The 13,124-nt window shown below is 73.0% G+C and carries 13 protein-coding genes; 3 read left to right on the forward strand and 10 right to left on the reverse strand.

Annotated features, from left to right (window positions below):
- Positions 1-254 precede the first annotated feature (254 nt).
- A complete protein-coding gene (locus HUT12_RS14010) occupies positions 255-1,031 on the forward strand; it encodes a hypothetical protein (protein ID WP_176093663.1) in 777 nt (258 codons plus the stop codon).
- Between the two features lie 43 nt (positions 1,032-1,074).
- Here the strand turns inward: HUT12_RS14010 and HUT12_RS14015 are convergent, their stop codons facing one another.
- Positions 1,075-2,523, reverse strand: coding sequence for an aldehyde dehydrogenase family protein (locus HUT12_RS14015; protein ID WP_176093664.1), 1,449 nt, complete (start codon positions 2,521-2,523; stop codon positions 1,075-1,077).
- Between the two features lie 146 nt (positions 2,524-2,669).
- On the opposite strand from HUT12_RS14015, the gene HUT12_RS14020 reads away from it, so the two are divergent.
- Complete coding sequence (locus HUT12_RS14020; RefSeq protein WP_176093665.1) at positions 2,670-3,809, forward strand: thiolase family protein; 1,140 nt, start codon at positions 2,670-2,672, stop codon at positions 3,807-3,809.
- The gene (locus HUT12_RS14025) at positions 3,806-4,600 is read left to right on the forward strand and encodes an SDR family NAD(P)-dependent oxidoreductase (protein WP_176093666.1); all 795 of its coding nucleotides are present in this window, start codon (positions 3,806-3,808) and stop codon (positions 4,598-4,600) included. The genes HUT12_RS14020 and HUT12_RS14025 overlap by 4 nt, the downstream gene beginning before the upstream one ends.
- On the opposite strand, the gene HUT12_RS14030 is transcribed toward HUT12_RS14025, so the two are convergent.
- Genes HUT12_RS14030 through HUT12_RS14070 form a run of 9 tightly spaced genes read right to left on the reverse strand, consistent with a single transcriptional unit; the run spans position 4,580 to position 12,948 of the window.
- Positions 4,580-4,987 (reverse strand): nuclear transport factor 2 family protein, encoded by a 408-nt coding sequence (locus HUT12_RS14030; RefSeq protein ID WP_176093667.1) that lies wholly within the window; start codon positions 4,985-4,987, stop codon positions 4,580-4,582. The genes HUT12_RS14025 and HUT12_RS14030 overlap by 21 nt on opposite strands.
- The gene (locus HUT12_RS14035) at positions 4,984-6,012 is read right to left on the reverse strand and encodes a CaiB/BaiF CoA-transferase family protein (RefSeq protein WP_176093668.1); all 1,029 of its coding nucleotides are present in this window, start codon (positions 6,010-6,012) and stop codon (positions 4,984-4,986) included. The genes HUT12_RS14030 and HUT12_RS14035 overlap by 4 nt, the downstream gene beginning before the upstream one ends.
- Complete coding sequence (locus tag HUT12_RS14040; RefSeq protein WP_131055210.1) at positions 6,009-6,317, reverse strand: DUF4387 family protein; 309 nt, start codon at positions 6,315-6,317, stop codon at positions 6,009-6,011. The genes HUT12_RS14035 and HUT12_RS14040 overlap by 4 nt, the downstream gene beginning before the upstream one ends.
- Positions 6,314-7,732: an acyclic terpene utilization AtuA family protein gene (locus HUT12_RS14045; protein WP_176093669.1), complete on the reverse strand. Its 1,419-nt coding sequence runs from the start codon at positions 7,730-7,732 to the stop codon at positions 6,314-6,316. Before HUT12_RS14045 ends, HUT12_RS14040 begins: the two co-directional genes overlap by 4 nt.
- 3 nt (positions 7,733-7,735) lie before the next feature.
- Positions 7,736-8,800 (reverse strand): acyl-CoA dehydrogenase family protein, encoded by a 1,065-nt coding sequence (locus tag HUT12_RS14050; protein WP_176093670.1) that lies wholly within the window; start codon positions 8,798-8,800, stop codon positions 7,736-7,738.
- A complete protein-coding gene (locus HUT12_RS14055; RefSeq protein WP_131056652.1) occupies positions 8,797-10,209 on the reverse strand; it encodes a 4-hydroxyphenylacetate 3-hydroxylase N-terminal domain-containing protein in 1,413 nt (470 codons plus the stop codon). The genes HUT12_RS14050 and HUT12_RS14055 overlap by 4 nt, the downstream gene beginning before the upstream one ends.
- Entirely contained in the window at positions 10,206-11,381 is a 1,176-nt protein-coding gene (locus HUT12_RS14060; protein WP_176093671.1) for an acyl-CoA dehydrogenase family protein, read from the reverse strand. The genes HUT12_RS14055 and HUT12_RS14060 overlap by 4 nt, the downstream gene beginning before the upstream one ends.
- Before the next feature lie 2 nt (positions 11,382-11,383).
- A complete protein-coding gene (locus HUT12_RS14065; protein WP_176093672.1) occupies positions 11,384-12,175 on the reverse strand; it encodes a crotonase/enoyl-CoA hydratase family protein in 792 nt (263 codons plus the stop codon).
- Complete coding sequence (locus HUT12_RS14070) at positions 12,175-12,948, reverse strand: SDR family NAD(P)-dependent oxidoreductase (protein ID WP_131052315.1); 774 nt, start codon at positions 12,946-12,948, stop codon at positions 12,175-12,177. Before HUT12_RS14070 ends, HUT12_RS14065 begins: the two co-directional genes overlap by 1 nt.
- Positions 12,949-13,124 lie beyond the last annotated feature (176 nt).

Raw genomic sequence — 13,124 nt, forward strand, 5'->3', positions numbered from 1 at the left:
CCGGCTGTCAGGTGCGCGGTCCGTCGAGTACGCGCCTCCTCCTCGCGCGAACCGTGCCGACTCGCGCCGACCGGGCCCAAAGGCCGGGCGCGGTCAGCAATGACATCCACCGTCTGCTATATATGGGAACGCTTCCACAGGCGGTCGACGGGCCCGTGTCCCACCGTCCCGCCTGGGCACCCGTGACGCACCGGAGGTCGGACGCCGGGTGCCCGGCGGCGGACCGCCGCAGTGGCGACCATCGGAGGACAGGCATGCGCACACTTCTCGCCGCGTTGACCGCCGCGCTGACGCTCGCCGTCACGGCCGGCAGCGTCCCGTCCGACGCCGCGAACGCCTCGCAACGCGGCTCCTGCACCCGGCACCTGCTGTTCTGCGAGGACTTCGAACGCCTGCCGCGCGGCGGTGCCAGCAGCCTGAACTGGGGCATCGACACCCGCAACGGCACGCTCACCGTGGAACGCACCCACCGGGGCAACCAGGTGCTGCACGTCCACACCGTCGACAACGGACGCGCCTTCCTGCGCGTCGACGACTTCGCCGCACCGGGCAACCGCTTCTACGGCCGGATGCGGCTGCGCGTGGACGCCTTCCCCACCGCCCCCGACTGGGCGCACTTCACCCTCGTGGAGGCCACCGGCAGCGGCAGCACCGAAGTCGTCCGGCCGGTCGGCGGCCAGTACGCCCCCACCGTCCCCGGCATCTTCTGGGGCGTCGGCGCCGACGGCGGTCCGACCGGCGACTGGACCAACTGGCGGGAGTCGGCTCCCGTGGTCGAGGACACCTGGCAGTGCTTCGAGTGGAAGATCGACCCGACCGACAACCGCGTCACGGTCTGGATCGACGGGGTGGCGAACCCGGAGCTGACCGCCTCCACCACCGAACACGGCGGCAACGACGTGCCGTTCATCCTGCCGACCGTCAACACCGTCAAGATCGGCTGGCAGCTCTACCAGGGCGGGACCACCCCGGGTGCGTTCGACCTCTGGATCGACGACATCGCCCTGGCCAGCCGCCGCCTCGGCTGCTGACCCACGCTGCCGGCCCCGGGGCTCCACCCGGCCCCGGGATCGGCTACCACTGCAACGTCTGGACCTCCGTGTACTCCAGCACCCCCTCCAGGCCGAACTCCCGGCCGATCCCGGAGCGCCCGAAACCGCCGAACGGCAACCGCACGTCCGGGGTCGCACCGTCGTTGACGCTCACCCGTCCGGCGCGCAGCCGCTCGGCCACCGCGACGGCCGCCACCCGGTCGGCGGACACCACCGCACCGGCCAACCCGTATGGTGAGTCGTTCGCCAGGGCCACCGCCTCCTCGTCGGTGTCGAACGGCATCACCACCGCGACCGGGCCGAAGATCTCCTGCCGGGCGACGGGGTCGTCGTTGCCGACACCGGTCAGGACCACGGGTTCGTGGAAGAAGCCACGGCCGTCGACGCCGACCGGTCCACCGTCGACGACCGCCCGGGCGCCCCGGGCGCGCGCCGCGCGGACCGCTGCGGACACCCGGTCCCGGTGCGCGGCACTGATCAACGGGCCCAGGGTCGTCCGCTCGTCGGCGGGGTCACCCGGTACGGCGGCGGAGAGCCGCTCCGCGAGCGCCGCCACGTAGTCGGCGACCACGGCGCGGTGCACCAGGTGACGGGTGAGCAACGCGCAGCCCTGACCGGCGAGCGTGGTCGTGTTCACGGCACCGATCCGGCTCGCCATCGCGAGGTCGGCGTCGGCCCTGACCACGAGCGCCGACTTGCCGCCGAGTTCCAGCACGACCCGGGTGACGTTGCGGGCGGCCTGGGCCATCACCTGCGCCCCCACCGTGTCCGAGCCGGTGAACGTCACCAGACCGACGCGGGGGTCACCGCTCAGCGCCGCGCCGACGTCGGCGCCACCGGTCACCACGTTCAGCACACCGGGCGGTATCCCGGCCTCGTCGGCGGCCTCGGCCAGGGCGAGGATCTCCAACGGCGTGTACGGCGACGGCTTCACCACCACCGTGTTGCCCATCGCCAGGGCTGCCGCGACCTTCGGCAGGGTCAGCAGCAACGGCGCGTTGTACGGGGTGAGCGCCGCGACCACCCCGACCGGCACCCGGCGCACCAGACTCGCCGTCGTCCGGGGTGGGCTACCGGCCGCACCGGGCGGCGGGGGCAGCATCCGGTCGTGTTCCCCGGTCGCGACCTCGATCGCGTACCCGAGGTGCGCCAGCGCGGCGGCCACGAACGCCGCCGACTGGCCCCGCGGCGCACCCGACTCGGCGACCGACAGTGCCACGTGGTGGTCGATCCGGTCGCTCAGCCTCCGCCGCAGTCGGCGCAGGGCGGCGGCACGGTCGGCCGCCAGCAGTCCGGACCAGCGACCGTCGTGGAACGCCCGGTGTGCGGCGGCCACCGCGTCGGCCGCGTCGGACACCGTGCCGACGGCCGTGGTGCCGATCACCGCCTCGGTCGCCGGGTTCACCACGTCCGCCGTGTCACCGTCGGAGGCCGCGCGCCAGCGGCCGTCGACGTACAGTCCCTGTCCCATCAGGCGACCATAGGGCCGGCCGGAGACCGTCGGCGGTCGCGCGGTGATGGGTAGTGCCTATCGAGCGATACGCGGTTCGTCTTTGTGCACCAGTGGTCCGGCCGGGTGGGATGGGGGAAGGGAGCCCTGCGGCCTGAGGAGCAGTCTTGCGTGATGCGGTGATCGTCGACGCCGTTCGTACCCCGATCGGCAAACGCAACGGGGGCCTCGCCGAGTGGCACCCGGTGGATCTCGCCGCCGAGGTGCTCACCACACTCGTCACGCGGACCGGGGTCGACCCGGCCGAGATCGACGACGTCATGTTCGGGTGCGTCAACCAGCTCGGTGACCAGTCCACCAACGTCGGCCGGATGTCCGCGCTCGCCGCCGGTTGGCCCGAGACGGTGCCGGGCGTCACGATCGACCGGGCCTGCGGGTCCAGCCAGCAGGCCCTGCACTTCGCGGTCGCGAGCGTGCTGTCCGGCATGGCCGACACGGTCGTCGCCGGCGGCGTGGAGATGATGTCGCGGGTGCCGCTGGGCGCGGCCCGCGCGACCGGCATGCCCTACGGCCCCAAGGTCCGCGCCCGTTACGCCCGCGACTCCTTCAGCCAGGGGGAGGGCGCGGAGATGATCGCCGAGCGGTACGGACTGTCCCGCACCGCTCTCGACGAGTTCTCGGTACGGTCGCACACGCTCGCCGCGCAGGCGACCGACGCGGGCGCCTTCGCCGGCCAACTCGTCACGTTGCCGGACACCAGGCTGACCGCCGACGAGGGTATCCGCCGGACCTCCACGGTGGAGACCCTGGCCGGTCTCACACCCGCGTTCCGCCCCGACGGCGTCATCCACGCGGGCAACTCGTCCCAGATCTCCGACGGCGCCGCCGCCCTTCTCGTGACGACCGGTGACCGGGCCCGCGCGCTCGGCCTGACACCGATGGCCCGCTTCCACAGCGGTACGGTCGTCGGCGACGACCCGGTCGTCATGCTGAGCGCGCCCTGGCCGGCGACGCAGAAGGTGCTCGCCCGGGCGGGCCTCGGCATCGACGACATCGGCGCGTTCGAGGTCAACGAGGCGTTCGCGCCGGTACCGCTCGGCTGGCTCGCCGAGACCGGCGCGAAACCGGAGCGGCTCAACCCGCTCGGTGGTGCGATCGCGGTCGGCCACCCGCTCGGCGCGTCCGGGGCGATCCTGATGACCCGGCTGCTGCACCACATGCGCGACCAGGGCATCCGGTACGGCCTGCAGGCGATGTGCGAGGCGGGCGGCCTGGCCAACGCCACGATCGTCGAGCTGGCCGAGTGACCTCCCTGGCCGGTCGGCGGGTGCTCGTCACCGGTGGTTCCCGGGGGATCGGCCGGTCGATCGTCGAGGCTGCGACAGTGGCGGGGGCCCGCTGCGCGGTGCTCTGCCGGGATCCCGCCGGTGCCGCCGCAGCGGTCACCGCGTGCACCGACGCCGGCCTGCCGGCACCGTCGGTGCACGCGGCGGACATCACCGATCCGGTCGGGTGCGGGCGCGCGGTGGCCGACGCGGCAGACGCGCTCGGTGGCGTCGACGTGGTGGTGAACAACGCCGCCCGGGTCTCCGGTGGAGTGCCCGACGGGCTGTTCTCGACGACGGACGCGTTGCTGCGGACCGACTTCGAGGAGAAGGTCGTCGGCTACCTGCGTGTCGTCCGTGCCGCCGTGGCACACCTGCGGGCCGGTGGCTCCGGCCGGGTGGTCAACATCGGCGGCGAGGCGGCACGGATCGCCCGGCACAACGTGAGCTCCGGGGTACGCAACGCCGCTCTCGTCCACCTGACCCACTCGATGGCCCGTGAACTGGGCCCGGACGGGATCACCGCGAACGTCGTCCAGCCCGGTGTGGTGCTCACCGGTGAGGTCCGGGCGATGCTGCTGGCCGCCGCTCCGTCCGGCACGGACCCGCAGGACCACCTGCGACGTCTGGCCGCCCGCCAGTCGCTGCGTCGCTTCGTCGAGCCCGCCGAGGTCGCCGCGGTGGTGGTGTTCCTCGCGTCCACGGCGTCCTCGGGGCTGACCGGGCAGGTGCTCACGGTCTCCGGCGGGACGTCAGCGGCGGTGCACTACTGAGATCCGCTTGGCGGCGAGGACCAGACCGCCGTGCGTGGCCCGGGTGACGAGGTCCTGGTACCGACCCCAGGTCTGCACGATCTGGCCGTCGGTGTCCTTCGACACCGCGTGGAACAGTGACCGGACCGCCACCGGATCGCCGTCGCCGAGCACCTCCACGTTGGACACCAGGTGCAGGCCCGGTGACGCGGCGGCCGTCCAGTACCGGGCGAACAGCCCGACGAACTCCTCCGCCCCCGTCCGCCGCACCCCGTCGGCGCCGACGACCTCCACGTCGTCGGTGACGACCGCGCGCAGCAGGTCGGGGTCGCGGTCGTCGATCCCTCGGCAGTACGCCGCCTGCAACGCCGACACCTCCAGCAGCAGCGTCTGCGCGGCGGGAGTCACCGGACCACCCTGCGCGGGGCCGGAGCGGGGGCCGGGCGCCCGTACGAGTCGACGAACGTGCGCCGCGACGCGAGCGCGGGGTGCTCGGGTGCCTCACCCGGCGTGAGCACCGGGGTCACGCAGGCGTCCACGTCGTCGAAGACCTCCGCCCACTCGGCCCGGGTCCGGGACGCGAAGATCCGGGCCAGTTCCCGCCGCTGGTCTGGCCAGCGGCTGCGGTCGTGCTGCGGCCAGCCGGCCGGGTCGATCCCGAGGACGGTGAGGAACGCCGCGTGGAACGCCGCCTCGATCGCGCCGACGGCCATGAACCCGCCGTCCGCCGTGCGGTACGTGCGGTAGAACGGTGCGCCACCGTCGAAGATGTTGGACTCCCGCTCGTCCGACCACAGTCCGGCCGCCCGCATGTCGTGCAGCAGCGTGGTCAGCGACGCCACCGCGTCGGTCATCGCGACGTCCAGCACCGCACCCCGTCCGGTACGGGTCCGCTCCAGCAACGCCGCGAGCACCCCCATCACGAGGTACGTGCCACCCGCGCCGAAATCGGCGAGCAGGTTCAACGGCGGCAGCGGCGGCCGGTCGGCCGGACCGGTCGGGTGCAGCGCCCCGGCCACGGCGAGATAGTTGATGTCGTGCCCGGCCCGCTGCGCCCAGGCCCCCTCGTGGCCCCAGCCGGTCATGTGGACGTAGACGAGCGCCGGACACGCGGCACACAGCGTGGCCGGACCGAGCCCGAGCCGCTCCGCGACGCCGGGACGGTACGGGTCGACGAACACGTCGGCGGTGGCCACCAGGCGGCGTACCGTCTCCCGACCCTCGTCGGTCTTCAGGTCCACGGTGACCGCCCGTACCCCCGACGACCGGGAGTCGTGGTGCGCGGGCAGCCCGGAGACCCCGACGCCGCCACCCGGGCGGTCCACCCGGATCACCTCCGCGCCCAGGTCCCGCAGGAGCATCCCGGCGAACGGCGCCGGGCCCGCACCGGCGAGCAGCACGACGCGAACCCCGGCGAGCGGCCCCGGACTCACGGCAGGCGCAGCGCGAGCAGTGGCACGAACTGCGCCGCGCTGTCCAGGTCGGTGTCGTCGGGGCCACCGGCGACCGTCCGGCGGGGCATCGTCACCTTGATGGCGTTGGCGGCCGGGTAGTCGATGACCTGGACGGTCGCGGGGTCGACGTGCAGCAGGTCGGCGACCGTCCCGGCGGTGACGGCCCCGGAGTCGCGCCACGTCAGGTACGCCTCCTCGGTGCGGAACACCATGTCCACCGAGACGAGGAACGCCCCGGCGTTGCGGGTGCGGAACGTGCTGCAGTCCGATCGGATGTCGCTCATGCGTTGACCGTCACCTTCTCCACGGCGGCCGTATCGGTGATCTCCAGGGTGAACGGTTCCATCGGGTGTTCCAGTGCCGCGCCGTGCCAGACGCTCCAGGTGAACACCGGGCCGACGTCGACGACCGACGGGGCGTAGGCGAGCGCGCCGTTGGCCGAGTTGGCGACGCCGGGCACCCGTACGCCGTGCATGAAGAACGGCATCGCCCCCGAGACGATCTCGTGCGCGATCTCCTGGTCGGCGGCGACAGCCTCGGCGACCAACCCGATCTCGTAGCAGCCGGCGTACCCGGTGGCCGCGTTCGGCTCGGCGGCGCCGAGGACGGCGTCGTATCCGTAGCGGCGGAACCCGAATGTGTACGCCGACTCGTCCAGGCCGTACCGGTCCCGGGCGGTGCGGTGCACGAGGTCGGTGATCGCGGCGGTGTAGTCGGCGACGTTGGCCACCACGGCGGGGTCGCGGACCCCGAACAGGCACATGCTGCGGTAGCCGAGCTGCTCGACGCCCTCCAGCCGCACGCTGTACGGCTCGGGGGTGAACGTCGCCCCGACCACGCGGACGCTCTGGTCGTCGAGCTGGAGGTACCGGGCCGCCGACGTGTCCAGCGTCCCCGGCGGCTCCCGCAGCAGGTACGGCGTCGCGTTCTCGTACAGCATCTGCGCGGCCACCGACCGGACGGTGCAGCGGGACCGGCCGCCGACCGGGCGAACCGTGAAGCCCTCGTCGTCGACCTCGCCGACGATGCACTCGCCGGCACCGATCGGCTCCTCGATGGCGTACCCGCACTCGACGGTCTTGCCCATGTGCCAGGCCGGGCCGGGCGCGATGCCGCGCAGCAGCGGGACGGCCGCATAGATCGCCGCGTCCGAGGAACGGCCGGCCAGCACGATCTGCGCACCGGCGTCGAGCGCCTCGGCGTAGGGCTCGGGGCCCATCATCGCCACGATCCGCGTCGCCCGCTCGACGTCGGCCTCGGTCAGCTCGGGGCGGCCGTCGAGTCCCCACGTCTGTCCACTCCGGACCTTGCCGAGAACCCAGTCCTTCGGCTGCTCGGTGCGGATCGTGGCGATCCGGGCGGTCCGGCCGTGGGCGGCGAGGATGTCCGTCACGATCCCACGGAACCAGGTGAGCCCGGCGTCGCTGCCGGTGAATCCGGCCGACCCGATGAGCAGTGGCACCCCGATGTCGAGCGCGCCGATCACCATGCGCTCCAGGTCCCGGCGGGTCTGCCGGTAACCGGCCCAGCTCGCCGCGGCGCCCAGGTAGTACGGACCCCAGTCGGTGCTGCCCGCGTCGCAGGCGATGAAGTCGGGCTTCGTCTGTAGCGCGGCGCGGAACGACTTCGTGGAGAAGCCACCGCCCATCACGGCGGCGGGCGCGACGAACCGCACCCGGGACCGGTCGTCAGTACTCATCGTTCACCTCTCGTCGACCAGTGCGAACAGTGCGCGCCGGTGCTGGTCCGGCGTTCCGGCGAGCACCGCGGCGGCGTGCGCCCGGCGCAGTAGGACGTGGGCGGGGTACTCCCAGGTGAAGCCGATCCCGCCGTGCAGTTGGATGGCCTCGGTGGTGACCGTCACGGCGGCCTCGGACGCCTTGACCGCGAGCGTGTGCGCGCTGCGCTCGTCCCCGCCGCACCGGGTGACGTACGCGGCGGCCGACCGCGCCACCTCAACCGTGACGGTGAGGTCGGCCAGCGTGTGCGCCAACGCCTGGAACGCGCCGATCGGCCGCCCGAACTGGTGGCGGGTCCTGGCGTGGTCGACGGTCAGCTCCAACGCGTGCCCGGCCACGCCCACGCACTCGGCGCCCAGCGCGATGCAGGTCGCGATCTCGGCCCGCCGGATCGCCCCGGCGGCGGCGGCACCGTCGGCGAGGACGGTGGCGGGGGTCTCGTCGAACCCCGCCCGCCAGGCCGGTCGGCTCAGGTCCAGCGACGGCAGGGCGGTCAGCGTCGCGCCGGGTGCGTCCGGCGCGACGAGGGCGAGCACCGGCGACCCCGCCACGTCGACCGGCACCAGCATCGGGCAGGGCGGCGGGACGGCCAGCACCGGCCCGACCGTGCCGGTCAGGGTAAGCGCGCCGTCCGCCGCCGTCGACGCGGCCACCCGACGGCCCGAGGCGAACGGCACGTGCACCAGCGTGGGCAGCGGGGACCCGGCGGCGATGCCCTCCAGCAGCTCACCCGAGCGGGCCGTGTCCACCGCCGACAGTGCCGTCGCCGCCGCGACCGCACCCGGCACGAACGGGCCGCCGACGACCGCGCGGCCCAACTCCGCCGCGACGGCGACCAGTTCGGCCGCGCCGAAGCCCAGCCCACCCCGCGACTCCGGGACGAGCAACCCGGCCAGACCCAGCTCGCCGCTGAGCCGCGACCACACGTGCCCGCCGTCCTCCACCGGCACGACGGGGTGGGCGTACGCGCCGAGGAAGTCCCGCAGCGCGGAGCCCAGCTCCGCGGCCACCTCCTCCGCAGCGGTCACGACACGGTTCCCGGCGTCGGATCGGCGGTCGGCTCCTCGATCCCGCACACCTTGCGGGCCAGGTGCTTCGCGTGCGTCATGTCGTAGTGCTTCTCGACGATGAGGCGTTGCGCGTGCAACCCTCCGCCGCCCTGCAGGATGGTCACGCTCTGCCAGCCGCCGAACGTGTCGGCGGTGAAGTCGCGGATGCCGTGGAAGAGCCGCATCCGGTGCTCGGCGTCGACGCCCTCCATCGTGCGCATGTACTTCGCGACGAACTCGCCCGTCTCCGGGTGACGCAGGTCGTCGAGCATCGGCGCGGTGAGGATGCTGCCGCCGGCCACGTCGTGCAGGTTGCGGACCATCTCGGCGTAGTTCAACGCGGCGAAGTACTTCGCCGCGTTGGTCATCAGCTCGTCGGGGGACGCCCAACCCTCCGCGGTGAACTGGGCGTTGTTGACGGCGGCCTCCAGCCCGGCCCGCACCATCGTCGCGTAGTTGATCAGCTCGGCGATCTTCTGGCGGATGTGCGGGATGCGCTGCAACCCGTTGGCCTCGGCGATGAGCTGGGCCATGCCGACGAGCGTGTCGGCCATCTCGACGTAGTGCGCGACGCTGCCGATGCGTTCCCACAGCCCGAGCGAGTGGGCGAACGTGGCGGAGTGCTCCACCTCGCCGTCGAGGAACACCCGCTCGTTGGGCACGTAGACGTCGTCGAAGATGACGAACCCCTCGGCCATGTTGCGCCGACCGCTGTAGGGGAAGTAGTCGGTCGGCAGGTCCGGACGCGGCGCGTACGTGGTGGCGACGATCTTCACGCCGGGCGAGTTGACCGGCACCGCGCAGGCGATCGACCAGTCTTCCTCACCCGGCTTCATCCGCTTGGTCGGCATCACGATGAGGTCGTGGTCGATCGGGGCACCGGTGATGTGCAGCTTCGCCCCCCGGATGACCACCCCGCCGGAGTCCCGGCTGACCACCCGGACGTACAGGTCCGGGTCGTCCTGCTTCATCGGCGACAGGGCCCGGTTGCCCTTGGCGTCGGTGATGGTCTGCACGCAGCGCAGGTCGACCTTCTTGGCGTGCTCGAAGTAGTCCATCACCCGGTCGGCGTACTCCGGCAACTGCGACCGGATCCGGCTGGCGGCGGTCATCAGCATCAGCAGGCTCACCGACGTGGTGCGGGTGGGATTGGCCCACTTGAGCTGCTCGACCTCCTGGTAACGCAGATCCTCCACGCTGCGCGGGATGAAGAACAGCGGCCCGTACGCGTCGTCGCCGGGCCGGTAGAACTCGTCGTAGTTCGCGGCGGTCATCGCGATGCTCTGCCGCAGCAGCGGCTCCTCGGTGACGTCCTCGATCCGCCGGCCCGCGAGGTAGACCTGACGGCCGTCACGGAGGCTCTGCCGGTACTGTTCCCCGGTCATCATGGCGCTGCGGGTCCTTTCGTTCGAGGGTGCCGGTCACGGGGCAGGCCGAGCACCCGCTCGGCGACGATGCCGCGCTGGATCTGGTCGGTGCCGCCGGCGATGCGTTGCGCGGGTGAGCTGAGCAGGAAGTCCGACCAGGCGGAGCCGCCCGAGCCGCCGTCGTCGGCGACCAGGTCGGGTCCGAGCAGCCGCGCGGCGGCGCGGCCGTAGAAGCCGAGGTCGTCGACGAGGGCGAGTTTGCCCACCGACGGCGAGAGCCCCGCGGTGGCGACCCGGTCCGCCGTCACACCGGCGAGCTGCTCGCGGATCCACGCCTCGGCCAGCAGCTCCCGGTCGGCCTCGCCGAGTGGGTTCCGGTCGCCGACCAGGGCACGCAGCCGCCGGAACGGCTGGCTCAGGTACGTCTTGTCCCGGCTGCCCATCGCCGCGCGCTCACTGGTCAGCGTGGACATCGCGACGGCCCAACCGTCGTCGACGGCACCGAGCCGGGCACTGTCGGGGATCCGGACGTCGTCGAAGAAGACCTCGTTGAAGTGGCTGTCGCCGTTGATCTGACGGATCGGCCGGACGGTGATGCCGGGACGGTCCATCTCGACCAGGAAGGCGGTGATGGACCGGTGACGGTCGGCGGGCGCCCCGGTGCGGGCGAGCAACTCGCCGACGTCGGAGAGATGTGCCCACGAGGACCACACCTTCTGGCCGTTGAGCACCCAGTCGTCACCGTCGCGTACCGCCGTGCAGCGAAGCGCGGCGAGGTCGGAACCGGCTTCCGGCTCCGAGAAGAGCTGGCAGGCGAGGGCGTCCCCCCGCCACAGGGCCCGGACCCAGCGGTCCCGCTGCGGCGCGGTGCCGTGGGCCAGGATCGTCGGCGCGACGATGCGCCGGCTGACCGTGAAGTACGCCTGGTCGGGCAGCGCGTACCCGCACAGGACGTCACGCAGCGCGGCGGCGACGTCCGGGTCCAGGCCCCGGCCGCCGTGCTCGACGGGTCCGTCGAACCAGGCGAGGCCGGCGTCGAAGAGCCGTCGCTGGAACGCCGAGGAGACGGCCAGCCCGCTGTCACCGCCGCCGGGCTCGTCCACCACGGCCTCCGGGTCGTGACGGACCAGCCCTTCGGCGGCGGCGAACGCGTGGATCTCGGTGACCAGCGCGTCGAAAGTCGGGTCCGGCATGGTCACCGCCCCGCCCAGACCGGCGCGCGCCGCTCGGCGAACGCGCGCGCGCCCTCGGCCGCGTCCGCCGAGGCGAACACCGGGTCGAACCACTCGTCCTGCCGGGCGAACGCCTCGTCGTCGGACCAGTCCGGGCTGCGCCGCAGCACCTGCAGACTGGCGGCGACCGCGAGCGGTGCGTTCGCGGCGATGGTCTGCGCCAACCGGAGTGCCCCGTCGAGCGCCCCACCGGCCGGCGTGAGCTGGTTGACCAGCCCGCACCCGGCGGCGCGCGGGGCGTCGATCGGTGCGCCGGTGAGGACGAGCTCCATCGCGAGGGCGTAGGGCAGCCGGCGGGGGAGCCGGAACGTGCCGCCGCCCCGGGCGGCCAACCCGCGAGTGACCTCCGGCAGCCCGAACCGGGCGTCCTCGGCGGCCACGACCAGGTCACAGGCGAGCACCATCTCGAAGCCGCCACCCAGGGCCCAGCCCTCGACGGCGGCGACGAGCGGCACCTGCGGCGGAGACTGCACGAACCCGGCGAACCCCCGGCCGGGCACACTCGGCCGGCCCTGGACCGGGAAGTCCCGCAGGTCCATCCCGGCGCTGAACGTGCCACCGGCGCCGGTGAGCACGACGGCCCGGACGCTCGCGTCGGAGTCGAGCGAGATGAACGTCTCGGCCAGCGCCTCCGCCGTGACCCGGTTGATCGCGTTGCGTCGGTGCGGCCGGCTCACCGTCACGACCGCGACGTGACCGTGGCGGTGCAGGAGGACGGCGGGCGCGTCGGCTGGTGCGTGCGGAGCGCCGGCCATCAGCGTGGCGCCATCCGGATCGCGCCGTCGAGGCGAACGGTCTCACCGTTGAGGTAGCCGTTGGAGAGCATGTGCACCGCGAGTGCCGCGTACTCGTCGGGCGCGCCGAGCCGCTTCGGGCTCGGGACGCTCGCGGCCAGCCCGGCGCGCAGGTCGTCGCGCAGCCGCCCCAGCATCGGGGTGTCGAACACCCCGGGCGCGATCGTGTTGACCCGGATCTGCCGACTCGCCAGGTCCCGCGCGGTGACCAACGTGATCCCGTGCACCCCGGCCTTCGCGGCGGTGTAGGACGCCTGGCCGATCTGACCTTCGAAAGCGGCGACCGACGCGGTGAGCACACACGCGCCGCGTTCCCCGTCGACCGGCTCGGCCTCCGCGATCGCCGCGGCGACCAGACGCAGCACGTTGTACGTGCCGACGAGGTTGACCCGGACCACCTCGGCGAAGCCCTCGATCGGTGCGGGTCGACCCTCCTTGTCCAGGATGCGCAGGCGGTCGCTGCCCCGGCCGGCGCAGTGCACCAACCCCCGTACCGGCCCGCGCTCCCGCGCGACGTCCACGGCTGCGGACATCTCCTCGGTGCTGGTGATGTCGGCGGCGACGAACGTCGCGGCCGGGCCGAGCGCCTTCGCCTCGGCGGTGCCGGCCTCGGTCGCGGTGGGCAGGTCGACCATCACCACGGTCGCGCCTCCGGCGACGAGTCGGCGTGTGGTGGCCAGGCCGAGCCCGGAGGCCCCACCGGTCACCACGACGGTGGCCTTGTCCAGATTCACGTTCAGTTCTCCTGCCGCCATTGCACCACTGACGCCATTGACGATTACGGTAAAACGCGGCCACGTCCAATACACCTCTGCGCCGAACAGATAGGGGATGCCTATCGGACGGTTCGGCGCCTTCGTCTTGACACGGATTGTGTGCCGACTAACGTCGTCCGTGGCAGTGGCGCGGG

The sequence above is a fragment of the Verrucosispora sp. NA02020 genome, from assembly GCF_013364215.1.
In the GTDB taxonomy this organism is placed as follows: Bacteria; Actinomycetota; Actinomycetes; order Mycobacteriales; family Micromonosporaceae; genus Micromonospora.